This window comes from Permianibacter aggregans (assembly GCF_009756665.1).
GTDB classification, from domain to species: Bacteria; Pseudomonadota; Gammaproteobacteria; order Enterobacterales; family Permianibacteraceae; genus Permianibacter; species Permianibacter aggregans.
The window spans coordinates 1399603-1424253 of the sequence record NZ_CP037953.1 but is presented as its reverse complement, the minus strand read 5'-3'; the positions used below and the strand labels follow the sequence as shown (position 1 = coordinate 1424253).

24 protein-coding genes are annotated in these 24651 nt (G+C 53.7%); 15 read left to right on the top strand and 9 right to left on the bottom strand.

Features of this window, described 5'->3' with window-relative positions:
- Positions 1–130: 130 nt before the first annotated feature.
- The 3 genes from E2H98_RS06575 to E2H98_RS06565 are packed head-to-tail and all read right to left on the bottom strand — an operon-like array spanning position 131 to position 1053.
- Complete coding sequence (locus E2H98_RS06575; RefSeq protein WP_133588668.1) at positions 131–331, bottom strand: hypothetical protein; 201 nt, start codon at positions 329–331, stop codon at positions 131–133.
- Positions 332–335: 4 nt separating this feature from the next.
- Positions 336–641: a BrnT family toxin gene (locus tag E2H98_RS06570; RefSeq protein WP_133588670.1), complete on the bottom strand. Its 306-nt coding sequence runs from the start codon at positions 639–641 to the stop codon at positions 336–338.
- Between the two features lies 1 nt (position 642).
- Positions 643–1053, bottom strand: coding sequence for a helix-turn-helix domain-containing protein (locus E2H98_RS06565; protein WP_198325251.1), 411 nt, complete (start codon positions 1051–1053; stop codon positions 643–645).
- A gap of 90 nt (positions 1054–1143) precedes the next feature.
- Here E2H98_RS06565 and E2H98_RS06560 point away from each other — a divergent pair, with 90 nt between their 5' ends.
- The 5 genes from E2H98_RS06560 to E2H98_RS06540 all read left to right on the top strand — a co-directional run bounded on the left by E2H98_RS06560 (position 1144) and on the right by E2H98_RS06540 (position 7816).
- Positions 1144–4185, top strand: a complete 3042-nt coding sequence (locus tag E2H98_RS06560; protein ID WP_133588672.1) for a CHC2 zinc finger domain-containing protein — start codon at positions 1144–1146, stop codon at positions 4183–4185.
- Between the two features lie 26 nt (positions 4186–4211).
- The gene (xerC, locus tag E2H98_RS06555) at positions 4212–5246 is read left to right on the top strand and encodes a site-specific tyrosine recombinase XerC (protein WP_133588674.1); all 1035 of its coding nucleotides are present in this window, start codon (positions 4212–4214) and stop codon (positions 5244–5246) included.
- 866 nt (positions 5247–6112) lie between these two features.
- Positions 6113–6334, top strand: coding sequence for a hypothetical protein (locus E2H98_RS06550; protein WP_133588676.1), 222 nt, complete (start codon positions 6113–6115; stop codon positions 6332–6334).
- An 83-nt stretch (positions 6335–6417) separates the two neighbouring features.
- Positions 6418–7179 (top strand): RHS repeat-associated core domain-containing protein, encoded by a 762-nt coding sequence (locus E2H98_RS06545; protein ID WP_133588678.1) that lies wholly within the window; start codon positions 6418–6420, stop codon positions 7177–7179.
- 13 nt (positions 7180–7192) lie between these two features.
- Positions 7193–7816 (top strand): DUF4272 domain-containing protein, encoded by a 624-nt coding sequence (locus tag E2H98_RS06540; protein ID WP_133588680.1) that lies wholly within the window; start codon positions 7193–7195, stop codon positions 7814–7816.
- 676 nt (positions 7817–8492) lie between these two features.
- On the opposite strand, the gene E2H98_RS06535 is transcribed toward E2H98_RS06540, so the two are convergent.
- Together E2H98_RS06535 and E2H98_RS06530 are read right to left on the bottom strand one after the other, a co-directional pair.
- Entirely contained in the window at positions 8493–9299 is an 807-nt protein-coding gene (locus E2H98_RS06535; RefSeq protein WP_133588682.1) for an ExeA family protein, read from the bottom strand.
- Positions 9296–10549, bottom strand: a complete 1254-nt coding sequence (locus tag E2H98_RS06530; RefSeq protein ID WP_133588684.1) for a DDE-type integrase/transposase/recombinase — start codon at positions 10547–10549, stop codon at positions 9296–9298. The genes E2H98_RS06535 and E2H98_RS06530 overlap by 4 nt, the downstream gene beginning before the upstream one ends.
- 368 nt (positions 10550–10917) lie before the next feature.
- On the opposite strand from E2H98_RS06530, the gene E2H98_RS06525 reads away from it, so the two are divergent.
- The 4 genes from E2H98_RS06525 to E2H98_RS06510 all read left to right on the top strand — a co-directional run bounded on the left by E2H98_RS06525 (position 10918) and on the right by E2H98_RS06510 (position 14601).
- Positions 10918–11088 (top strand): hypothetical protein, encoded by a 171-nt coding sequence (locus E2H98_RS06525; RefSeq protein WP_157591284.1) that lies wholly within the window; start codon positions 10918–10920, stop codon positions 11086–11088.
- A gap of 9 nt (positions 11089–11097) precedes the next feature.
- Positions 11098–11340: an REP-associated tyrosine transposase gene (locus E2H98_RS19290; protein ID WP_133588686.1), complete on the top strand. Its 243-nt coding sequence runs from the start codon at positions 11098–11100 to the stop codon at positions 11338–11340.
- Positions 11341–11516: 176 nt separating this feature from the next.
- On the top strand, positions 11517–11951 hold the full coding sequence (locus tag E2H98_RS06515; RefSeq protein ID WP_133588687.1) for an excinuclease ATPase subunit: 435 nt from the start codon (positions 11517–11519) through the stop codon (positions 11949–11951).
- A gap of 274 nt (positions 11952–12225) precedes the next feature.
- Positions 12226–14601: an ATP-binding protein gene (locus tag E2H98_RS06510; RefSeq protein ID WP_133588689.1), complete on the top strand. Its 2376-nt coding sequence runs from the start codon at positions 12226–12228 to the stop codon at positions 14599–14601.
- A gap of 61 nt (positions 14602–14662) precedes the next feature.
- Here E2H98_RS06510 and E2H98_RS06505 read toward each other — a convergent pair whose 3' ends face one another.
- A complete protein-coding gene (locus tag E2H98_RS06505; protein ID WP_157591283.1) occupies positions 14663–16432 on the bottom strand; it encodes a zinc-dependent metalloprotease family protein in 1770 nt (589 codons plus the stop codon).
- Positions 16433–16886: 454 nt separating this feature from the next.
- Between E2H98_RS06505 and E2H98_RS06500 the strand changes: the two genes are divergently transcribed.
- Positions 16887–17741 (top strand): alpha/beta hydrolase family esterase, encoded by an 855-nt coding sequence (locus E2H98_RS06500; protein ID WP_157591282.1) that lies wholly within the window; start codon positions 16887–16889, stop codon positions 17739–17741.
- A gap of 53 nt (positions 17742–17794) precedes the next feature.
- On the opposite strand, the gene E2H98_RS06495 is transcribed toward E2H98_RS06500, so the two are convergent.
- Complete coding sequence (locus E2H98_RS06495; protein WP_133588695.1) at positions 17795–18223, bottom strand: hypothetical protein; 429 nt, start codon at positions 18221–18223, stop codon at positions 17795–17797.
- Positions 18224–18408: 185 nt separating this feature from the next.
- On the opposite strand from E2H98_RS06495, the gene E2H98_RS06490 reads away from it, so the two are divergent.
- From E2H98_RS06490 to E2H98_RS06475, 4 genes are read left to right on the top strand one after another with little or no spacing between them, the layout of a single operon-like run.
- Positions 18409–18858 (top strand): hypothetical protein, encoded by a 450-nt coding sequence (locus E2H98_RS06490; RefSeq protein WP_133588697.1) that lies wholly within the window; start codon positions 18409–18411, stop codon positions 18856–18858.
- The gene (locus E2H98_RS06485) at positions 18855–19511 is read left to right on the top strand and encodes a hypothetical protein (protein ID WP_133588699.1); all 657 of its coding nucleotides are present in this window, start codon (positions 18855–18857) and stop codon (positions 19509–19511) included. Before E2H98_RS06490 ends, E2H98_RS06485 begins: the two co-directional genes overlap by 4 nt.
- Positions 19512–19569: 58 nt before the next feature.
- Entirely contained in the window at positions 19570–20148 is a 579-nt protein-coding gene (locus tag E2H98_RS06480) for a hypothetical protein (protein ID WP_133588701.1), read from the top strand.
- Between the two features lie 19 nt (positions 20149–20167).
- Positions 20168–20617 carry a PDZ domain-containing protein gene (locus E2H98_RS06475; protein ID WP_157591281.1) on the top strand — a complete coding sequence of 150 codons (450 nt, stop codon included), beginning with the start codon at positions 20168–20170 and terminating at the stop codon, positions 20615–20617.
- Between the two features lie 44 nt (positions 20618–20661).
- Here E2H98_RS06475 and E2H98_RS06470 read toward each other — a convergent pair whose 3' ends face one another.
- Both E2H98_RS06470 and E2H98_RS06465 read right to left on the bottom strand, forming a co-directional pair.
- The gene (locus E2H98_RS06470; protein WP_157591280.1) at positions 20662–22107 is read right to left on the bottom strand and encodes a M61 family metallopeptidase; all 1446 of its coding nucleotides are present in this window, start codon (positions 22105–22107) and stop codon (positions 20662–20664) included.
- A 178-nt stretch (positions 22108–22285) separates the two neighbouring features.
- Complete coding sequence (locus E2H98_RS06465) at positions 22286–23038, bottom strand: substrate-binding periplasmic protein (RefSeq protein ID WP_157591279.1); 753 nt, start codon at positions 23036–23038, stop codon at positions 22286–22288.
- A 186-nt stretch (positions 23039–23224) separates the two neighbouring features.
- Here E2H98_RS06465 and dnaB point away from each other — a divergent pair, with 186 nt between their 5' ends.
- Positions 23225–24592 carry a replicative DNA helicase gene (gene dnaB / locus E2H98_RS06460; RefSeq protein WP_232475470.1) on the top strand — a complete coding sequence of 456 codons (1368 nt, stop codon included), beginning with the start codon at positions 23225–23227 and terminating at the stop codon, positions 24590–24592.
- Positions 24593–24651: the final 59 nt, after the last annotated feature.

Here is a 24651-nt window from a genome sequence, read left to right as displayed (position 1 = left end):
GATGACGGATAAAGTCCAAAATATTTTTAGTTGAATGCAGAGTGCCACTCGACGAGTGTCGAGTTACAGAGAAGTAACTAAGACAAAAGCCGGGGAGAGCCCCGGCTTTTTGAGTTTGGCGATGACCGAATCAGCTCGCCATTTTAATGAGTTCAATATCCTTTTTTAGCAGCTCATTGACCAAGGCCGAGAGCTCGATGCCTTTGGCGTCGGCGAGTTCGGCCAAGGTGGTCTGCACGTCGTTACTCAAATACACCGGCAGACGCAGAGCGGCGCCTTCGCGATAAAACTTGCCGCGTTGAGCCTTGCTGAAATCGTATTGGTTCTTCATGACATCACCCTTCGTACTGTTGCCGTTCGGCGGCGGTGGCGGGCCGTGCCGAGATCAGGCGGATGCGTACCGCGTTGGCGGCTTCGTCCCGCCAAGTATGGACCACCACCACTAACACCTGGTTCGCCGCTTTGCCGAGCGTGACCCAGCGTTCCTCTTGTTCGCTGTGTTCGTCATCAAACATCGACAACATCAGCGGATCGCGGAACACCGTGGCGGCCAGCTCAAAACTGATGCCGTGTTTACGGCGATTGCTGGCGGCTTTGGCGGCATCCCACTCAAAATGATACTGGACTTCCGGCTTGGCCATCTTAGCTGGCCTTCTTGGTGGTCGGCGAGCTGCCACCAAACAAGCGGCGGGCCTGATGCTTGAGCAGAATGCCTTCGACCATCTCCTTGATCACATGCTTCTCGTCCGGGTCGAGCTGGGCAATGCCTTCCAGCAACAAGAGCAGGCTGTCATCGGCCTTGCGCTCATCGACCTCGAAAATCAGTTCATCGGTGGTGACGCTCAAGGCGACGGCCAGCTTCTTGATGACTTCCAGCGTTGGCTGGGAGCCGTTGTTCTCGTAACGGTAAACCTGAGTCTTGGTCACGCCGATCAAATCGGCCAAGGCTTCCTGGGTCAGGCCGCGTTGCTTGCGCAGGGCGGCCAGTCGGTCGGCAAACGGCATAAGGCGAAACGACACATGAGTGAACGGAGGAGTGCCTAGCGTACGCATGGTTTACGGCTCTGCTTGTTTGAATATACGTATATGTATATCATAAATTTACTTTACGTGTATTGACGGGTTTTTGGAGGGGGACGGTTTATGGCGCGGATAGCGGACGGTGAGATTGAACGCCTGAAGGCTGAAGTGTCCTTGGTCCGGCTGGTCGAGGCCAAAGGCATTGTTCTCAAACCCCACGGCAAGGACCGGATTGGTCGTTGCCCGTTCCATGACGATAAAACCCCGTCTTTAGTCGTCAGTCCCGATAAGAATCTCTGGCATTGCCTCGGTGCCTGCCAAGCCGGCGGCTCGGTCATTGATTGGGTGATGAAGTGTGAAGGCGTCAGCTTCAAGCATGCGGTTGAGTTGTTGCGTGGTGATGTGGCGGTCAGCCGCGCGCCGATAGAGCGGGTGGTGCAGAAATCCACGACCCCGAAACTGCCCTCCTTTTTAGCCGCCGATAGCGATGAGCAATCCTTGCTGCGTCAGGTCATCGACTACTACCACGAGTGTTTGCAGCAAAGCCCGGAAGCGCTCGTTTACTTGAGTAAACGGGGTCTTGAGTCTAAGGAGTTAATCGAGACCTTCAAGCTGGGTTATGCCAATCGCACACTCGGTTATCGCTTGCCACAAAAGAATCGGGTCGAAGGCGCGCAGTTACGCGGCAAGCTGCAGCACATCGGTATTTATCGCGAGTCCGGCCATGAACACTTTACCGGTTCGCTGGTGGTGCCGGTCATCAACGAAAGCGGCGTTATCACCGACGTTTACGGTCGCAAAATCGGCGAGCGTTTGCGTGAGGGCACGCCATTGCATCTGTATCTGCCGGGGCCACATCAAGGCGTGTGGAATGAAGCGGGATTAATTGGTGGTGACGAAGTAATTTTATGTGAAGCATTGATTGATGCGATGACGTTCTGGGTCAATGGCTTTAAAAACGTCACGGCCAGTTATGGTATTGAGGGGTTTACCGCCAATCACCTGAAAGCGTTTAAAGCGCACAACATCAAACGGGTATTGATTGCCTATGACCGCGATGAAGCCGGAGACAAGGCCGCGCAACAACTGGCGCTGAAACTGACACAGGAAGGCTTCGATTGTTACCGCGTTAACTTCCCGAAAGGCATGGATGCCAATGAGTATGCATTAAAGGTTGGGCCTGCTGCGAAAAGCCTTGGTGTTGTATTGCGTAATGCCGAATGGTTGGGAAAAGGGGCCGCGCCGACACGAAACCCCAACCCCGTAACGCCGACAGAGGCTGAGAAAGCCGGTGATAAAAGCGAAGCAATCGCAATTACTCCTCCTTTAGTTGCATCCGTTGCTGTTGCCGAACCAGCATTATCGGCAACACCAGCCCCGGAACTAAAAGCACCGGAGCTGGATGCTCATGTTAAGGACGGTGATGTGCATATCACGTTCGGTGAGCGTCGTTATCGTGTCAGAGGCCACGATAAAAACACCACGCCTGAGCAACTGAAAATCAATCTGGCCACATCACAAGGCGATGCCTACCACGTCGATACGCTGGATTTATACAGCGCCAAAGCCCGTGCGGCGTTTATCAAACTGGCCTCGCTGGAATTAGGTTTAAGCGAAGACATCATCAAAGCCGATATCGGCCACCTCCTGCGTTACCTGGAAGGTTTGCGTGATGAACAACTAAAAGCCTTATCAGCGGAAGCGATGGATGAAGCCTCAGCCGTTAATGAAGCGCTGCGCAGCCAAGCGCTCGCCTTATTGCAATCGCCCGACTTGCTGCAACAAGTGCTCGATGACTTTGATCGCTGTGGTGTCGTTGGTGAACAGACCAACAAGCTGATGGGCTATCTGGCCTGCGTCTCGCGCAAACTGGATAAGCCATTGGCGCTGATGATCCAATCGAGTTCCGCCGCCGGTAAATCGAGTTTGATGGAAGCGGTATTGCAACTGATGCCGGAAGATGAGCGGGTGCAATACTCGGCGATGACCGGACAAGCCTTGTTCTATATGGGCGAAACCAATCTCAAACATAAAATCCTGGCGATTGCCGAAGAAGAAGGGGCGAGCCGTGCTGCTTATGCGTTAAAGCTGCTGCAATCCGATGGCAGCTTAACGATGGCGAGTACCGGTAAAGATCCGGTCACCGGCAACCTGATTACCCAGGAATACCGGGTTGAAGGCCCGGTGATGATGTTTTTAACCACGACCGCGATTGATATCGACGAGGAATTATTGAATCGCTGTGTGGTGTTATCGGTCAATGAATCGCGTGAACAAACCAGAGCAATCCACGCCCAGCAGCGTGCACGGAGAACTCTGGCAGGCTTAACCGCCAAAGTTGAACGACAAACGATTATCGAGACGCACCGGCAGGCGCAGCGCCTGCTTCGTCCTTTAGCCGTCATCAATCCCTATGCCGAACAACTGACGTTTTTAGATAGCAAAACCCGCACCCGTCGCGATCATGAGAAATACCTATCACTGATTGACAGCATTGCCTTGCTGCATCAGTACCAGCGACCCATCAAAACCCTGATGCACGGGGAGGTGTGCGTCGAATACATCGAGGTGACGCTGGACGATATCGCGACCGCCAATCGCCTGGCGCATGAAGTGTTAGGCCGGACGCTCGATGAACTGCCGCCGCAAACCCGCAAGTTATTGCAGCTGGTCGGCGACATGGTGCGCGAGCGCTGCGCGATGGAACGCATCAAACAAGCCGACTTCCGTTTTAGTCGCAAGGATGTTCGTGATGCCTGCGGATGGACAGACTTCCAGGTCAAAAAACATATGCAGCGCTTGGAAGATATGGAGTATGTGTTGGTGCATCGAGGCATGCGTGGTCAATCGTTCGTTTATGAGTTGTTGTGGGATGGCGGCACGCAGACCGATCAAAGCTTCTTGCCAGGGCTGATTGATGTGGACGCCTTACGTTATGACAACAAGAAGGAGCCCCTAGATCTGAAGTTGGAGCCCCGAAAGAGCCCCCAAGTAGCGGCCAAAGAGCCACGAGGTAGCACCGCAGAAAACGTAACAATCATCGAGAAAAATCCGCGCCAAAAGGATTTAGCGGAAATCGATGCTGAAAACACACTGCTCCCGGAAAATATCACCGCCGAGTCGTACCTACACATACCGTCGTTCGTGCGTTCCATTGCCAATTAATCGAATCCAGTTAATCGACTCCGGCCATGGCCTTACGCAACAAGAAAAAACGCAGCGGTGAGCAAATCAAAAAACGCGACATCCGCCACAGCGCATTAGCGCCTTACCTGGCGCTGTACCTGGATTACTTACGGACGCGTGCTTACAGCGACTTTACCCTGACCCAGAACGACGCCAACTTGCGGCGCTTTATCGAATGGTGTGATGAACGGGCGTTACAGCAACCGACCGAATTAAACCGGCCGATCATCGAGCGCTACCAGCGTCACTTGCACTTTTACCGTAAAGACAACGGCGAACCGTTAAGCATCGCCAGTCAAATCCAGCATCTGCAGAATCTGCGCGGTTGGTTCAAGTTTTTAGTGCGGGAACACTACCTGCCATATAACCCGGCGGCTGACTTGGTGATGCCGCGCAAACCGAAACGCTTGCCCTCGCAAGTGTTAACGCTGAAACAAGTGCAGACCATCCTGCAGCAACCGGATGTGACCACGTTAACCGGCATCCGTGACCGCGCGATACTGGAAGTGCTGTACGCGACCGGTATGCGTCGCACTGAGTTGACGCAATTAAAACGTCATCACATTGATAGCGAACGCGGCACGATATTTATTGAGCAAGGAAAAGGCCACAAAGATCGGTATGTACCGATAGGGCAGAGCGCCATTGAGTGGTTAACGCGCTACCTGCTGGAAGTGCGACCGCATCTGATCTTAACGGCGCACGAAGACACCGTGTTCCTGACTGATTACGGCGAGCCATTAACCAAGAATCGTTTATCGGACCTGGTGAAAACCTATGTGTTGAAAGCCGGTATCGCCCACGGTTCCTGTCATCTGTTCCGCCACGCGATGGCCACACACATGCTGGAGAACGGTGCTGATATCCGCTTTATCCAGGCGATGCTCGGCCACTCGGAACTGACGACCACGGCGATTTACACTCACGTTGCCGTGCAGAAGCTGAAAGCCGTTTACGATGCCTCGCATCCGACTCAGTTGCAGCGCTCAGCAAAGGATGACTTGTTCGATGACTTGGATGCAGAAAGCGAGGAAGAGTGAATCGATGTGCAGCGCAGATAAGCGCGGATATGCACTTTGCTGCAAAATGCTGCACGGATATGAACAGTGCATGACGTTGCAGCAAAGTGTTGTTCATCTCGGTGATGCGATGCGCAGGCCGACGCGACTCCCGAACTTGTGCTCGATGGCGAAGGTTGTTCAAAAGATGCGGCGGCTACGCCCACAGCATGCGTATGTCACGTCGCGTGCAGTGCACGCTGGCAAGCGTCGCGCCGCCAATCCATGGCGCAAGTCACGCCCCTTGCAAGCGTGAGGCACGCGCCGCGCCACACGCATCCTGTGGCCTTCGCGCTAAGTTTATGCCCCCTTGCGCAGCCCTCCGTGCTGCAGCCGCTCCCCCAACGGGGGAGCCACCGGCAAGTAACATAAGGCGGGATTGTGCGCGGTGGCAAAGCTACGCAATGCCACCGTTCGTTCGCTGACGCTCACCGCACAATCAGCCCTATGTTAAATGCCGGTGTAAGGTCGCCTCTGGTGTGGAGCATCCTGCAAAAAACGCAGCATGCCCCACACCAGAAGCGAAAAGGCTTTTTAACCGTGAAGCACACATCCGTGTGCGCTTCACTTAAAGGCTCGGCGTCCTGCCTCGCTCCAAACACATCCACATCTTGCGCGTCACGCCGTCAGTTAAAACGCGCTGCGGCTGCTTCGCATCCTCCGTTCCGCGTTTTAGCTGCCAGCGTGTTCTGGCACCGCGCGTGCATCAGGAAAAAGCACCGCAGCTAAAGAAAGGGGGCTGTGCAATGGTGATAACTGACGCTAAGGGTTACCTGAACGAATAGCCAAGAGCGAAGAAATGAGATGGTGCTATATTCCTGATGAACAGATTAGCTGAGGAAAAAAAGATGAAACGACAAACACCTCACCTCCAAGTAAAGCTGGCAAACGGTCAGCTGATTGGCTTCTATGACGGTGAGTACGTTGTATCAAATAGCGGGCAGACTCTTTATAGAGTGGATGGGGAGGAAATCTATACTCCGGGCAATAATGCGAAACTTGTTGGCTATTTAGAAGGTGATGTGGCCCGCACCGTTGCTGATGAGCCGCTGTTTACACTTAGCTCGTAAATAAGAGCAGTCCCCTTCTTCCCGCCCCATCATCCCCGGTCAGCGCTGGCGCGATGCGGTGAGTAGCCGCTACACTGCGCGGCATGACTGCTTACGCTCTACCAGCAAAAACCACGACCGTGCGCGCGCACCCGCGCGCGAGGCGAAGTTCGCGTGGGCGTGCGCTAAGTGGTTGTTGGCTCTGGGAAAAATCCCCTCGTGGCCGAAACTGCACGTCGGGGCGAATAGAATACAACTACTTTAGAAATTATGATTCAATCACTGGCAGATACATTGAATCGGATCCGATTGGACTGGAAGCAGGTGTAAATACATATGTTTATGTTGAGGCTGATCCACTCAATGCTTTTGACGATTTTGGTTTAAATACAGCGAGACCTCCAAGTGTTCGTCCGCGCTCCAATAGAGGAGGAACTAGAGGGAATCGCGGGGATCGAACAAATCCACACGTCCCAGCATTGGAGCCAGCATATCCAACCTACCCAATTAGGTACTCAACGGAAGTGCCAGGGCAGTGTGGTATGTGCATGGATATTTTCTTTGTTGCGAGACCAAGTGGGCTTTCACGTTCAAATCATAGAAATTCCGCAAATAGGCAGTTTTGGAATTACATCCAAAGTGGACAAGCTCCATCAAACATCGGCGGACACACTTTGGGACAAATTGCAGGGCAAATGTCTACAGGGCGAGGTCTTAGAAATCCACAAGGATTTGAATGGCACCATCCAATCAATAGGCCAAATGAGTTGTGGCTGATTCGACAGTGCGACCATAGAGATCCTCTCCTTCAGCCTCTGTTACATCCGTTGCCGGGTCGTAGTGGCGGATTTTCACAAAACTTCTGATGAGAAAAATTGAATGATTTCCGTTAGAGAGAAAACAGGAACGTTTCTACAGCAAATTGGCGTCGATGTTCCTATGACTTTACCCGAGCTCGACGCGGAGCTTTGCGTGTCCCGAGCTGAAGTTGATGTCGCTCGTAGGATGCTGTGCATGAGCGGTATCGTTGCTTTGAGTTTTGATTTGTCTCGAAAGCCAATAATCGAGTCTTGGCTTGAACGAGAAAAACTTATTGAATATTTAACGAAGGAAGAAGCTCGGTTCCTGAAGGGGGGGTATAAAAATATTGCCGCAATGCAATGGCGCGTCGAGTCTCTATATGCACTGGCGTGGAGCTCTTCTCTGTCAGAAGACTATCAGTCATTTGCTCCATGTCCCGATGACTTGGTAAGTCATTTTCCGAGTATAAGCCGTGGAGAGTCTTCTGCATTGTTCATCTCGAAGATCAAAATTCGCCCCAACCAGGAAATTATTGAAGCGTTAGATATCTTTTACTGCCTTCATTGGAGAATTCGGAACAGCCTTTTGGAAGGTTCTAAGGCGAGCGGTCCGTTACCTGATAGCGCCATCATAGAAAGACGGCGAGCGTTAGAGTGGTTATTTTCTGATGAGGATTGGGAAGCTGTTAGTTTGGATACTTGAATCCACTTTGTAAAAATGCAGTCAGGGTGAAATGTTTCTTACTTTCAACTGAAAGAACTCCGCCCGGTCATATCGGGCGACCCTTTTAGGGGATATTAGGAGGCAAGGATGGTGGGCAGGTTCGAAAAGGTTGATAAGGCGTACGTATTCCTCGCTGAAAAAGAACGGTCCAAATCCTCTTTTACAACAGCGGAACTATCAGAAGCGACCGGCTGGGCGATAAGCAGTTGCAGGACGTATTTGTGCAAGCGCTGGCACCAGCACCTTGAGCGCGATAGAGAAAGTTACAAGCCAATAGGCATCCGCGCCCTCAGTAAAGAGAAGTTCCGTGCGCTGCATAGTCAGAAACTTCAACGGGTCGAAGATCGCTCAGAAGTCGGCATCCTGTTGACGAAGGCAAAGTGTTGCGTGTCACTTTGTCATCGTAGTTTTTGCCATTCTTCCGGTCGTAGGATTTTGAGATTTTACGACCGCTTTGCCGCTTTCTCGTCGTAACCAAAATCGTCTTTCACCAAATTCCTGTCGTAGTTTTTCCCACTCTTGATCGTTAAAATTATCAAATCGCCATCGTAATACGGCAGAAATGTGCAAACGTTTGTGCGTGCTACGACGGTTTTGGCTGAGTGTGGGAAGGCAAGTGCGCCCAAACGGGCGCACTCGATAAGAGTTGACTTACTTACGCCATTTGCTGCTTGATGAGTTCGTTATGCGAGCGCCAGTGCGGTTGCACCAGCACGGCATTGACGTGGGTGATGGTAACGGTTTTCTGCGTCTCACGCGCGGCTTCGACGAGGCTGCCATAGCAGAGGTTACGACACAGCCGCAGATTGCCATTGGCGCTGCGTACGATCAATTCAATCGCCGCTGGATCGAAGGTGTTAATCCCCATTCTGACCATTTCCAGCTCCTTGACGATGTAGTGTTCCAGATCGTCAGGGTTCAGCGGTTTTATCGTCGCTGAATAGGTGATGCGGCTCTTGATGTCTTGATTGACGTTCAGCGACAGATAATGCAATAAGTCGCGCTGGCCGAACAATACCAGATTATGTTTTTTCGGAAATTGTTCGAACAATAGGCGCAGTTTACGCAGAACGTTCATCTCAATCAAGTGCGCTTCGTCGATCAAAATATACAAGGTTTTGCGTTGCTGGATATGCTCGAAAGCGGCTTTTATCAGTTCCTTTTCCAGTTGCCGCTCCGGCACCTCGATTTTGAATGACTCGGCCATTTGCAGCAGGATTTGCAGGTAAGTGTGCATCGTCCGCGAGCAGGAAACGATGGTGGTGTCGCGCGCATTGGCCTGGGCTTCCAGATGCTCTTTCAATACACTTTTGCCGACGCCGGGCTCGCCGACGATAACCGAGAAGCCGCCTTGTTGGGCGTGGATTTTGATGATATCCAGAATGGTTTTCTGTTGCGGTAACAGTGCTAAATCGTGGCGGTTAAACGGTTCTTTAGTGACGCCGTGCAGGGATTTGATCATGCGTTGTCTCCCGGATAGGCGCTGCGCTGCCGCGCATTGAAGTGCAGATCCAGCAAGCTCGCCGGCCCGATGCGTTGGTCGTTGTAGTAGACGATGAACTGGTCGCGCCGGCTGCGATCAAAACGTACCTGTATGCTTTTTTCACGTAGGTCGACTGGGCATTCATAGCGCTGATTGTTGATCGAGAAGACATTGGTTTTGCTGACCTTGCGGGTTTCCTCGACAAAGAACAGCTCGGCGGTGGCTTCGTCGTCGGTCAGAAACTGCAAGCGCTCGCGGTCCAGATTGAAACGGTCCAACGGGGTCATCTGAATGCCGGAATGGTAGTGGTTGTTGTAGTCGTTCTCGAGCCAGTGGTGGGTTTTATCGTTGAGTTCATCGAGCGAGTCAAACTGCAGATGCTGAGTCAGGAAACGGTCACGGAATCCTCTGAAGAATCTTTCTATCTTGCCTTTGGCGGCGCCATCGCGGACTGGCGCATGTGACAGATGAATGTCGAGACGCAGGCAGGCTTGAAGCATTTCCTTGGAGGTGTAATTGGAGCCGTTGTCGAAGTAAAGCCGTTGTGGTTTGCCGCGCTTGAACAGTGCGCTTTTGAACGCGTCGATCATGTTCTCGGTATTGTCGGCGTAGAAGAACTCGGCATGGGTGATGACGCGGCTGGCGTCGTCGATAAAGGCGATCAGGAAGGTTTTGCGCCATTTACCGTCCGGCTGTTTGATGCTGGGGCCGTGCATCGTATCCGCTTGCCAGAGCTCATTGGCATAGCGCATCGCAAACGATTGCCGGAGTTTTTGCGTCTGTTCGCTATTGAGCAAATCGTTCTCGCGCAGCAGCCGGTAAAACGTCGTTGGCGACAACTGGTAGCGGCTGAAATAGTTCTGCTGCAGCAGTTTCCGGTATAGCGCCGATTTGGGGATGACCCCGGTTTTATTGAAGCGTAGTGAGGGGAGCACCTCGGTGATGGCTTCGGCCAGTTCATTGATTTTGACTTTACGATAGGTGTTCTTGTCGCGGCGGGATTGGTTATCCAGCGTGGTCAAGCCGTGCTTCTTGAAGCGGCAACGCCAGGTCTCGATGGTGCGCCAGGTGAAGTGGTATTCATGGCCCGTGGTGTGGTCGACAAACGCGCGCTGGCTTACCGCTTTGATGCGTTCGCGAATGCTGTCGCCGGGCGCGTAATCAATGGCGCTCAAGACGCGCAAACGCAGCTCCAGCGGCGGGTTGGGTTTGGGTTTTTCGGTGATCATGAAAGGCTCCTTGACGAAAAACACCGAGCCTAAACAGCAAGAGCGCGGCGCAACACTGACGAAGTCCGTTGCGCGTGACGAAAGACGGGGAAGTCGGAGTGAACAAACGGAAACGCCGACGCGAAATCGGTTAACGGCAGCAGGACAGGCGGAAACTTAACGTCGTCAGAACGATGAAAAAACCGGCAACCGAGCCCGCGTAGGTACGATTAGCCGAAGGCGTAATCGTACGAATGTGTTTTTGAAATTTATGCAACCCCGGCAATGGCTGGGGTTTCTTTTTTTTGGGGGGGGGAGTGAATTTATTTGGTGTGGTGTTCATGCGTACGATTACGCTAATCCTACCTACTAAACGATGAGGCGAAGGAATGCCAAACTATCGACGTGCAAAGGCGGCGGGTGCGACATGGTTCTTTATGGTGAACCTGTTGGAGCGGCATGGCAATACCTTGTTGGTGGATGAAATACGATTATTGAAGGATTGCATCGCTCGTGTTCATCGCGCCTACCCGTTTGCCATTGATGCCTGGGTGGTGTGACCGGAGCATATGCATTGCGTCTGGACATTGCCTGAAGGGGATGCCGATTACTGCACGCGTTGGCGACTTATCAAAAGCTTTTTCTCACGCGCGTTACCGAAAGTCGAGAGGCGTTCTGTGAATCGCGTGAAAAATGGCGAACGCGGTATTTGGCAGCAGCATTACTGGGAGCATATGATTCGCGGTGAACAGGATTTCAGCCGACATGTGGATTATGTGCATGTGAATCCTGTTAAACATGGATTGGTGTGATGATTTGGCTGCAACGGTGCATGGTGGAGAATGACATGCGTACGATTACGCCTTTGGCTAATCGTACCTACTCCGGCTCACACGGGTTCAGAAATGGTGCTTGTAATCTAAAGGCTTTCACACGTACGATTACGCTACGAAAAGTACTTCAACACCATAGATAAGGAAGGAAAAAAATGACACGTTACTGGATGGCCATGATCATGGCGGTGACCTTTTCTTCATTTGTCCACGCACGAGATACCATCGTTAACATCCCGCTTCAAGATGTGCTGGATATGCCAGAGGCGAAGGAGCAGTTGGATGGCTCGGTGAAATTTATCCTGGCCGGTAATGCCGTGCCAGCAAATGCCAAGTTGCTTGAAACGGATGTGTCGAATAAGAAAACCAACGCCGTAGGCAAAACCGATGAATTTGCCTGCCGTTGGGCAGCATTATCGGCGTTGAAATCGTTTCAGGAAGGAGCCAAACGCCGCGGTGCCAATGCGGTCGTCAATATGGTCAGCTATTACAAAAAGAATGAGACCAAGAGCGCCACGACATTGGAATGCCATGCCGGTGCCATCATGGCCGGTTTGGCGCTAAAAGGTCAGTACGCCAAATTACCGTGATTGGCGGTGTGATGAAGTGAGTGAATGCCGCTCCTCAGACATATGTTTTCTGACAGGAGCGTTTTAGATTACTTCCGCTGAGTTTTTTCTTGATAACCCACCGGCGTTCAGTTGGTGGGCTTTCTTCGTCAAATCACCTCGTAATAGTCGTTCAACGCCGCCACGTTCTTGCCGATAGTGTCGGGCTCCGATCTTTTCAGCGATTCAGCGCCAACTGGCTATCGCGCCACCCCCATCTATACTTGCAGCAGCTACCCGCCTAAAGGGATGACGCATGGATAGTGCTCCCGCTTACCGACCACCGGTACCACTATTTCTACCGGCTCTGACCGCTGTGTTGGCGCTGACGGTGTTGTTTGTGTTTGGAGTCCGTGAGCAGCAGCAGTTGACGGGGAGCAGCGTCGAGCGGATTGTCGGTCAACGGGAGCAGATTGCGCAGATTGTTGCCGAGGCAATTGAAGCGGATTTGCGGGCCGCGGAATCGTCGGTGCGCCGGTTCGCCCATGATTTATCGGTCAATCTTGAGGCGCCGGTCGAGGTGCCTGATGCGGTGTTTGAACAGCACTTTCAGGCGCTGCCGGATGGCTCGGTGCGCAGCCGGCGTGACCGGTTCGACCCGAATACCGAAGCCGGTGTCTGGATTCCCCGTTATGTCAGCCTCGATTCGCGGCTGCGCGAGTTTTTTGTGCGCGCGAAAACGATTACCGAGTTGTACGGTCGTGGTGCGCATGGCCAGGTGTTTGTCGATACCTGGATCTTGCCGGCCGTCAGCGGCATTGTGATCCATTGGCCGGAAGAGCCGGAGTTTGTGTTTCAAGCGACGGCGGATTTTGATTACCGCGATACCGAGTGGATGACCGGCGCGATGCCGGAGCAGAACCCGCATCGTCATGTGTTTTGGACCAAGCTCGCTTACGACCCGGTGCCGAAAGTGTGGATGCTGTCGGCGGTGGCGCCGCTGTACTGGCGTGGCGAATGGTTTGGTTCGGTCGGGCATGATGTGCCGCTGGCCAAAGTGTTGGCGCGCACGGATTTATTGCGTCAGCAACCCGGCAGTCAATTTGTCCTGATCACCGCCGATGATGTTGTGGCCGCGTCCGATGTGCATGCCGACGCGATCCAAGCCAGTGGCGGGGTGTTGAAGGTCAGCGAACTGCCGAACCCGCTCTGGCAACAGGCGATTGCTCAAGCGCGCATGGATGCGCCGAATGCCACGCACACGCGCTTGGTGCTAGCGGATCATGTCGCATTCGTTTCGCGCATTCGTGAACAGAATTGGTTGCTGGTGAATTTGATGCCATTGCAGCCGATCACCGAACGCATCGAGCATTCTTTTTTGAACTTGCGCAATATCGCCGTTGGCACCTTGCTGTTGGAGCTATTGATTGCCACAGGCGTGTTGGCCTGGAGCCACCGACTCAGCCAGCAGTATTTCGCCAATCTCAATCAAATGCAGCAAAAACTCGCGGTCAGTGAAGCGCATTACCGCACGCTGGTCGCCAATATTCCCGGCATGGTTTATCGCTGTAGTAATGATGCCGATTGGACCATGTCGTTTGTCAGCACCGCAGCCATCGAACTGACTGGTTATCCGGCCGAAGATTTTATCGGTAATCAGGTGCGCAGTTATGCCAGCGTGATTTATCCGGCCGACCGAGAACAGGTTGACTCCAGTGTGCAGCAGGCATTGGCCCGCAAACAGCCGTTTGTGCTCGAGTATCGCATCGTGCATCGCGATGGTGAGATCCGTTGGGTGCTGGAGCACGGCAGAGCGGTCACGGTCGACAATGAAGTGCAAGCCCTGGAAGGGGTGATTCTCGATATCTCGCCGCTGAAGCAAGCCGAAGCAAAACTGCATGAACTGAACTTTTCATTGGAAGAGCAAGTCAATATGCGCACGACCGAACTGCGCATGGCGATCAAAGATCTGGAAACCTTCAACTACGCGGTGTCGCATGATTTACGTGCGCCGCTACGCCATTGCACAAGTTATCTGTCCATGATCAAGGATGAGCTGGCCGGACACGAATCGGCCGATTTGCAAGAGTGGATCAAGCGTTGTGAACAAGCCGTACTGCGTATGAACGAAATGATCGGCGGCATGCTGGCACTGGCGCAATTGGGGCGCGAGGCGCTGAAACCCAGTAAAGTCGATCTTTCCGCCTTGGTGCAGGAGTTGATCAGCGAGTTACCCGATTCTGTCCGCAGTACGATTAGCTTCGACATTGGCCCGTTGCCGGTCGTGCAGGCCGACCATGTGTTACTGCGGCAGGTGTTTCACAATGTGCTGGATAATGCCGTCAAATACTCAACCGGCAAAGAGCGACCGGTGATTCACATTCATGAGCGCTCATCGGAGAGCCAAAATAGCGAATACGTCATTGAAATTCGCGACAACGGCATCGGCTTTGATGCCAATTATTCCGACAAGTTATTTTTGCTGTTTCATCGTCTGCATCGCTCTAGCGATTTTCCCGGTACCGGTGTTGGCTTGGCTTTGTCCGCGAAAATTCTTTCGCTGCATGGTGGTCGCATCTGGGCACAATCGGAACTTGGCAAAGGAGCATCGTTCTTCGTCGCACTGCCGCGCGTAGCCAAAGCACGCCATAAAGACGAACAAAAATCCTCACCGGCGACCAATGACCAATAACACAAGAAGCGGTGCGCCAAATCAAAAACCGCGTTGAGCGCACCGCGTTCGCTCGGGAAGACTATGGCAGTTTGAACTGCTTGTGGACGCTGTTGACGCCATCACCGAATTGCACATCAATGGTTTTGGCCGGTAAGTCCGCCAATTCGATGCGACCATCGCGAGCAAAGCTAATCACCTCACCGTTCGCGGCGTTGCGAATCAATGCCACTGGGTAGCGATGATGGTCCCATTCCAACACCGGTTTGCCGGCCGCCACTTTGAGTGCTGGCGCCCGCGTGGTTTTGTTCAATGCGGTAGCCGGCATGCTGCGTTTGCTGGCTAGTTGATTGCCATGTTGCAGCAAGCGCAGTTCGCTTACTGCGCCGCCGCTCGCTTTGTTGAACGTACGCGGTACGGCTGGCAAGTGCATGCGAAAGGCAAAGCCCAGCGCATCGCCATGATCGCTCGGGTAAACTTCGAAGGCTTGTTCATTGACTACGCGGCCGGATGTATCAAGCATTTGCATCCGATATTCGCTGTCTGATTTTTCCAGCGTCGGAGCACCTTTGACGCGAAACGCGGGCTCAAGAATGACTCGGCCATTTTCGATACGACCCCAAACCAACAGCGATTCTTGAGCGTTTTGCTCACGCTCGATGGGCGGGGCGATATGGGCCTTGCTTTCGCTGCCGTACTGCACGCTTTGACCATTCAACCAGTCGTAACGATTACGCCATTGCAACGCCTTGTTGTAGTGATAATCGCTGATCCAGTCGTAGCCGCAATAGCCCATTAAATCCGACCAATAATTGTTGTCGTATGGGTTGAAGTAACGGTTCTTGAATACATCGAAACCGGTGACACCAATGCTGCCGTTGTAATACGGAAAATACGGATCGGCACCGGCTGGTCCACCACAGGGCGCATGACGCAAACTCAAGTTGTGACCGACCTCGTGTGCGTAGGTGCCACTGCGCCAGGTGATCGTGCCGTTGCTGCCGCCCATGTTCGTGGTCCAATCGACTCCGATACCAGCCCAACCGCCAATCCAGGCCATACCGGAACCGCCACCACCGTAATACGGTTTCAACACCGCGTAATAGTGACGTGTTGGCTGATTTTCGGCATAACGTAGCGCATCCATTTCATTCAAGACGCGGGTCCATTGATTGTCGTAATTGGGCCCTGGTGTGCCGTTGAAATAGTAGGGGCTATGCACGCGCACATCGAGTGCCTCCGGCACCGGTAATACGCGCCGCAAGTATTCGACATAGCTTTCGGTGTTGCCGGTATGAACGTCGCCGACCAAGCCATTGCTGGTGCGTAGCGGCACCAACATTGTGCGATAAGTAGGCGCGTTCCAAACATTCTCCCGCACCAGTTTGCTGGTATCGACGCTGTAATCAGAACGACGCGCGCCATGCGGCCACACATCGTTCAGGTAATTGGTCTGTTGATAGGCAGTATGCGGGTCGACTTCGGCGTGCAATTGCAGGCCGGGGCGAACATCGGCGGCGTCGATAAAGTAATCATGCGAATAGACATAGTTGCGACTATCGACGACGGTGGGCACACCGGCAAAACCATTGTCGGCATTCAGCGTGATGCTTTTGGCGTAGACGCCGTAGTAATACAAATCGAGTCGCACTTGCGGTACCGCGCTATTGGGCCGATCGGCGCGGGTGAAAATGCGCACCAGACCGCGCCGTTTGGCGACCAGTGGCACTGACTTGTTGTAGGTTTGTGTCGCCTGCGTGACATAGATATTTTCGATCCAGAGATCGAGTGCATGGCTGCTTTGCGTTGCCAACGCCAACGCGGCCGCCATGGCGGATGTTGACCATTTCATGTTTGCTTCTCCGTGCAAAGGAAGATTTCTTGTCATTGCCAGCAGGCTCCGGATCCTTGCTGTCGGTGAATAAATAGCACAGCATCGCGAAAGCGAAAATGCCGGGGCTGCCGCGCTAATGAAGGTAATTTGTGACGTGGGTATCGCAGCAGCTTTTGTGCGCTGTTTTAGTCAGTATGGGATTGGGATGATTATTCTCTGTTTGCGAAGAAATGCGTCAAGACGACGAAGCAATTTCTCGCCGGGTTATGCCGGCAAATTTTTAAGATGAATTTGAAAATCTGTGAGCCAGTTGCGCCTTTCTGCGCCGCCAAGAAACTACCGGTACTCGATCATTGATGGGCGATGTCAACGAAGTCGCGGGTTGAACGTTATGCCAATTCAATTGGCAAAAGCTAAGTCGGTGAGTGCGATGTGGCTAAGTATGGTTATGAGCGCGTTGCTGGTGTTGTTTATGCAGACAGTCGCAGCGTCGGAATATTTTAAGATTCAACATCAGGGGGTGGAGCGTTATGCCTTGGTGCGAGCACCGGCGTCACTTGTTGGTACCGAGAAACTACCGCTGGTGTTGGTATTGCACGGCGGTGGCGGCAATGCGGAGAACATTGAGCGCATGACCGGCTTTACCGCGCTGGCGCAACGCGAACGATTCATCGTTGTTTACCCGGAAGGGCGCGGCCGCTTTGATCATAAGTTACTGACCTGGAATGCCGGTCATTGCTGCGGCCCGGCGATGCAGCAACGCAGTGATGATGTCGGTTTTATTCGCGCTTTGTTGCTGGCATTGAAAACGCAATATCCGATTGATGCACAACGCGTTTACGTGACCGGCATTTCCAATGGCGGCATGATGGCGCATCGATTGGGCTTTGAGCTGGCCGATGACATCACCGCGATAGCACCGGTAGTGGCGACGCTGTTTGGTGATGAACGCTTGCCGGCAACGCCGGTGTCCGCATTGATCATTAACGGCATGCAGGATCAATCGGTGCCGTTTGATGGCGGTGCGCCCGGCGGCCGTTTTCCCGATGCCTGGGATGGCACGCCGGCATTGCCGGCGATGGCGCAGGCCGAGTTTTGGGCCAAAGCCAACGCTTGCGCCGCCACAGTTAACGTCAGCAATACGCCGCTGTTTCAACACGGTCGCTATGCTTGCCCGCCCGACGTTTCGCTGCAGTTCTATTTTGTTCGAGAACTGGGTCATGCCTGGCCCGGCGGACGTAAGGGCAGCTGGCGCGGCGACGAACCGGGCCAAGCACTTGATGCGACCACTGTGATTTGGACGTTCTTCGAGCCACTGCGTCGCTGAGATACTACGCCACAAAAAACACGCTTACTACACGGAAGTGTATGCCTACGCGCTTATAGTCCTATGTTAGTGAAAACCGATTTGATTTCGGCAGCATTGACGCGAGCCATCCGCACCGGACCGCTTTCTTCAGCAATGGACCACTTTCCTGTCATCAACTGATTTTGAATCACCGTCAAGGCATAGCTGACCGGCGCGTTTCGCTGACCGTCGGAATATTGTTTGATGAATTGAATCTGTTTGTCGTTGATGTTGCCAAGCACTTGCGCTTGCCGGTGAGTGGCGTTCGGATCACCAAAGGTTACCGGCTCAATAATGGTTGCCTGAATGGTTGCGCCTTGTTGCTTGATGATCATCGCGAATGGTGTTTCCTGCGCATCTTCAGGTCCATAGCCATAATAACCGATCCACAAACCGGATATATCGGCAGCATTGGCGATCGAGGTAAGCAGCATCAGCGCCGTGACAAAAAACAATTTCACCGGTGACTCCTGTGAGTGTCTAGCGACCGGCAGGCGAGCCGGTCAGGTCGAAAGCATTGACTATAGGTGGAGGTTAGGGGGGTTGGCAAAGGTTGATCAGAATGACCGTGCTGCCTTTCCGTGTTTGGTCAGGAGCAATGAACCGGTGTAGGCTGCGACGGATTTTTTCCTTTCCCGAGAGAACGATGCCGCGTACTTTCACTGAGCTGAGTCGTTTATTGTTTTTGCCACCACGGGCGGCGATTTCTGCCGGCAGTTGGTTGCTGGTGTTATCCGCAATCATGGTGGCGACCGCGCTGTATTGGCTGAGTCCCGGTCAGGAATGGTTTGAGCGCTGGTTCAGTCTGCCGCCGGCTCCGGTCATTGCTGAAGAGTGGCGGCCCTGGATAAAAATGTTGCGCAACACTTACCCGGATTTCGCCTGGGCATTGTTGATAGGCTGTGCCGCGCGTGATCTCATTTGGGCGCTGCGTTGGCGATTGCCATCGTTGCTGGTGTTGTGCGCTGCGACTGGCTGGGAGCTCGGTCAGTGGCTATACTTTTTGCCGGGTCACTTTGACCTCGTCGATTTGGCGTTGAGCGCCGCCGCGGGCGGCATCGCGCTAGTTGTTCCCTGCCAAGGAGATGTACCGTGATTCGTGCCGCCCTGATGGCGATAAGTCTCGCCGCAGCAAGCCCCACTTTTGCGCAAGAACAAGCCCCGCTAACACTCACGCTTTCTGATACGCAATGGCATGTGTCGATCAACGGTTTCCGTTGGCAGCTGCCGGCGGCTTGCTTGAATCCACGTAAACTCGGTGAAGACGATGCTGGCCGTAAGCTTGGTGAGGATGTTGCTGGTCGTCGCCTTGGCGAAGATGACGCCGGCCGCAAACTGGGCGAGGCCGATGCCGGTCGCAAGCTTGGTGAGGATGTTGCAGGTCGTCGTCTTGGTGAGGATGACGCCGGCCGTAAGTTGGGCGAAGCCGATGCCGGCCGCAAACTTGGTGAAGAGGATGCCGGTCGCAAACTCGGTGAGGGAGATGCCGGCCGCAAACTGGGCGAGGACGTGTCCGGCCGCAAACTCGGCGAAGATACTTCAGGTCGCAAGCTCGGTGATGATGTCGCCGGTCGACGGCTGGGCGAGGAGGGTAATGCACCGCGCTGCGAATACGTCAGCAACAATGAAATCGTCAGCGCCGTCTACATTTGGCCGGTTGTCGCCGGCTCCGTTGAGTTAAACCGGCAGACACCGGAATTGCAAGCTGTGCAGACCTGGCGCGACGGCGCGTTATTGTTGCTGCGCTGAATAAATAATTTGTGATGTTACTGAGCGATTTTTTCTATTCCTGTATGGAGGATGTGCTGTGTTGAAATCTGTTTGGCATTCGCGTCGCTGGCGCTTGGTCTTGGCAATGTGTACAGCGGTTATCGCGTTCATTGGTGCAACCGGTTCGGCGCCTACTTATATTAATCACACGGATCGTACGCTGCGTCCGATCAATTACGGCACACTGGTCAACACCGAGCTGAAAATCGAAGCGATGGATGGCAGCTTTGTGCTGCAAGGTGGTGAGCAGTTCCGCACGCCATTCGCGCTGAACCTTTGGAATGCCCGTTTTGATGAAAAAACGCTGGCGAATCAGTATCAGGCGGCGCGTCAGCTTGGCGCCAAGCCGGTTCTGGTGCATGTCAAAGGCCATGATCAGCCACTCTATGGTTTGCTGATTTTCAACCAGGCGATCAATGCTGCCTTCGGTCCGGGCAGCCAGTCTTACTATGTGCGCGTTTCCAAAGACAAGCTGGATAATGCCCGCTTCGGTGGTATTTCGGTTGCTTATGAAATGATGGATTGGCGCGATACTTACACGGACGATTATGGTCGTCAAACGCGCGACAAAACCTGGTATGGCTGGATGCTGTGGTTGTCGTCAACCCCGATATAAACGTTTCGGAGACAAGCGCATGAAGCAACGTCAACTTCGCGCTGGGCTAGCGGCGCTGATGTTCGGTACGGCAATCATCGGCGCACTGGGTTCGGCCACCGATCCGCTGCCGGTGTACACGCCGCCGCCGGTCAATACGACTTCACCAGGCAGTGGTGGTGTGCTGGCGGCACCGGTTGCACCTGCTGCCTCACAAGGGCGTCTTGGCATCGCGCTGAATAATTTGAGTCCGCAAGATCAAGCGTTTTACAAAAGGCAAACCGGTGCCGTTATCGAGGCTGTTGCGCCGGCATCACTGGCGGAGCGTAGCGGTTTTCGGCGTAATGATTTGATCATTGCCATTGACAAAAACGCCGTCAGCGGTGCTAGCGATGTGATCAATGCTGTCACCAATGCGCCTGCCGGTCAGCGTCTGTCGTTTACCATTATCCGTAATGGCAAGGAACAGCAACTGGACGTCAGTTTCTAATCAAAAAAACACCGGCCTTGGCCGGTGTTTTTCTGCAACAACGTTTATAGACCAAACGTTTTCTGATGAATTTTGCTCGCCAGTTCATCGGCTGCAGCATCTCTCGTGACGGTCGCTTCTTCGGCAAATGCCGCCAAGCTCAAACCTAGCTGCTTCAATGGCTCGGTTAAGGATAAGTAGCCCTTGCCACTGACATGCTCGGCGAACAGTGGCGCCGGATCGTAGCCGCTGATTTGCTTGCTCAAGCGGCGGATATCTTCCAGCGTGTACGGTTTGTTCTGCAAGGCCAGCTCCTGGTACATCGCGCGCAGCAATTCCGCGACACCGGCTTCGCCGTTCGAGGCTTTGCGCATTTCGGCCTCGAGCGCTATCGCCACCAGCGCGCCACCGCCGTAAACCAATGCCCGCTGATTTTGTTTATCCAATCCGGCTTCCTGCAGGCTGACATTGGCGCGTTGATAGAACTTGCCGATCATGTAGCGGGTGTACATCGTCTCCAGGCGTTTGTGAAACCATTGTTCGTTGAACACGCCATGGCGATACAGCAGCAATGACGTCATGTAATCGGTGACGCCTTCTTTGAACCATTCTTCTGTTTCAGCGGCTGGCGCCAAGCCAACGCCATTCCAGAAATGGAATAGTTCATGGGCCATGACATAACCCCAAACGACCCGGTTGTTTTCAGTGGCCGGACCGTTGATCAACTGGCTGAAGCTGCCTTCAAAGGCACCACCATCACCGCTGGCTCCCTCGTTGACGATAATCAAATAGCGATTGCGCTTCGGTGCGCTGCCAAATAGTTCGGTGCTGTGTTTCAACATCGGGCGCAGTACTTCGGTGAACAGCTTGCTGGAGTTCGCATAGTTTTTCCCCAGCACGAGTTCCAATTCGTAGTCACCTTCTTTCAGCACTTCGCGATGGGCATCGCCAAAAAACATGGCGTTGACCAACAATTCACGGCGGTTATAAACCTGGAATTGATTGTCGCCGGTGGCGCGCCATGGCGTGCTGGCTTGCCAACCGGTCGGCAACGAAAATTTTACGCTGATATCGGTATCCATTTTTTCGGCCGGCACGATAAACAATGCGTAACCGGTAAAAAACAAACCGTCATTGGTCCGGTACGCAACTTCCTCTTCGCCAGCCGGCCAGCGGTAGTTGCCGTGCTCGGCCACCACATCGTAGCTGACGGTTACCGTTTGGTTGCCACGCGCCAAATTCCAATCACCATCTTCGGTGGCTTTGAACTTTACCGGTTTGCCATCGGCATCTTTGACGACAAGATTGCGAATAAAACCGGCCTGACCATTTGGCAGTTGTTCGGTTTGCTGCACATTGAACAAAGCCAGTGTTTTGCCGTGCACCGTGTATTGCGCTTCGACGTGAACGCTATCCGCGCTGACCTCAACCTGAAACTGCGGTGATTGTGCCTGGGCAAATGCGGATGTCAGCATGGCCAAAATGAAAACAAACTTTTTACGATAAAACACGATAACTCCGCAATAATTCATGACAGTGTTGCCATTGGAGTCATAAGACGGCGAAGCGGGAAAACTGGTTTCAATGTTGGGCGTTGATAAGGCGGTGGGTCACTCGAAATGGGAGGCGTGGCGATACTTGGTACGATTGCCGGAGAAATCTATGGCGTGTTCGGATGAAGTGCTTGCGTTAAGGTGATGAAGGCAGCGCTTGTTGAAGTTGGTTCAGTGTTCCGTCCTTAACCATCGTGGCAAACGCGGCATCCAGTGTTTGCATCAGCTTCGGGTCGGAGTCTTTACGGAACGCCAGATAAAGACCATTACCCATCTCGGGTAACTCCAGCGCTTGGGAAAAATGTTGGCAATGCCATTCCGGAGTTTGGCAACTCAGTTCACTCATCAGCATCAACTCAACACGGCCGGCACGCAGTTTGTTCAACACGATTTCTGCTGTTGCTGAGGTGTTGAGATTGCCTTCGGGAAACGCTCTGAAACCCTTGCTCAAAAGATAGTGATGCGCGACATCACCGAGTACGACACCGACCTGAAACTGATGTAAGTCGGCAAGGTTTTGCAGGTGTATATCGGAGCGAGACTTTAAGCGAAACACACTCCAACGATACGGCACGATAGGTCCGATCCAATGAAATGACGATTCACGTTGGGGAATACGGGCGATGCTGAAAATGCCGACGTTGGCCTGTTGTGATGCCTGGCGGTAGGCGCGCGCCCATGGCAGCATCTGAATTTCCGGCGTCAATTTCGCGCGACGGAATATTGCTTTGACGACCGAGGCTGCTACGCCTTGGATCTCGCCGTCTTGTTCGTACTGCAACGGCGGTTCTGATTCGGTTACCAACAAAACCGGTTCTGGAGCGTTCGCCCAAACCGCGGCGATGTGGAAAAACGGTAAGCAAAAACGTAGCGCTCGAAACCAGGTCATTGTCGATACTGGGCATCTCGGGGTCCTGGAAGTATAGGCCAGCCATTTTTCGACGACGTTAAGCAAGCGTGCCTGTGGATATCTCTGTGGGAATCGTGTTGCCGCGCTGTGATATGCGCTGCTGCCATTGCACCCGGCTGGCCATGGCATAGAATGGCTGGCCTTTTGTTGTTTGAAGTAATGTTTATGGCCGACCGCGATTACGCTGATATCAAAGCTCCCCCACATTCCATCGAAGCTGAGCAGGCGGTGCTGGGCGGCTTGATGCTCGATGCTGGCGCCTGGGAACGGGTCGCCGAGGCCATTGTCGCCGACGATTTTTACCGCGAAGATCACCGCAAGATTTTCAAGGCGATGGCCAAGCTATCGGCTGCTTCGCAGCCGGTCGACGCGGTCACCGTGTTCGAGCAGCTGGAGCTGGAAGGCGAAGCCAGCAGTGTCGGCGGTCTGCCGTATCTGGCGGACTTGGCCAAGAACACACCATCAGCCGCCAATATTCTTTCCTACGCCAATATCGTTCGCGAGCGTGCCCTGCTGCGCGAAATGATCGGCGCTGCCAATGAAATCGCCGACACGGCGTTTTTCCCGAAAGGCCGGCAGGTGCTGGAGTTGCTCGACATGGCCGAGCAGAAAGTGTTCGCGATCAAAGAGAAACGCGGTCGTGCCGACTCCGGCCCGAAGATTGTCGGCTCGATGCTGAAAGGCGTCGTCTCCCACCTGGAAGAAGTCGGCAAGACGCAAGGCCTGACCGGACTTTCCACCGGTTTTGATGACCTCGATGAAATGACCTCCGGCATGCAGCGCGGCGATTTGATCATCGTTGCGGCGCGTCCGTCGATGGGTAAAACCACGTTTGCGATGAACCTCTGCGAACACGCGATGATGAAAGCGGAAAAGCCGGTGCTGGTGTTCTCGATGGAGATGCCGGCCGAGCACTTGATTCTGCGTTCGATTGCCTCGCTCGGCACCATCGAATACCAGAAAGTACGTTCCGGCCAGCTCGATTCACCGGACTGGGACCGGGTGTTCAGCGTCGTCGCGATGCTGAAAGAACGCAACAACTTATATATCGACGATACCGCCGGCTTGTCGCCGTTGGAGCTGCGCGCCCGTGCCCGCCGGGTGGCGCGTCAGCATGACGGCGTTTCGCTGGTCATGGTCGACTACTTGCAGCTGATGCGTGGTGACAGCGCCTCCGATAACCGTACTGCCGAGATCTCGGAAATTTCCCGGGCCTTGAAAGGTTTGGCGAAAGAACTCAATTGTCCGGTCATTGCGCTGTCGCAGTTGAACCGCGCGCTGGAGCAGCGCACCGACAAACGCCCGGTCATGGCCGATTTGCGCGAATCGGGCGCTATCGAACAGGACGCCGACGTGATCCTCTGTATCTACCGCGACGAGGTCTATCACAAGGACAAGCCGGACAACAAAGGCATGGCCGAGGTGCTGATCCGCAAACAGCGTAACGGCCCGATTGGCGACATCAAGCTGACCTTCCAGGGCCGCTATACCCGCTTCAAGAATTTTGCCCCGGAGATGGGGGAGTATTACTAACTAATTGTCCGCCACATTCTGCTCCATTCATTCGCCATCTGCTCCGTAGGAAATGCTGT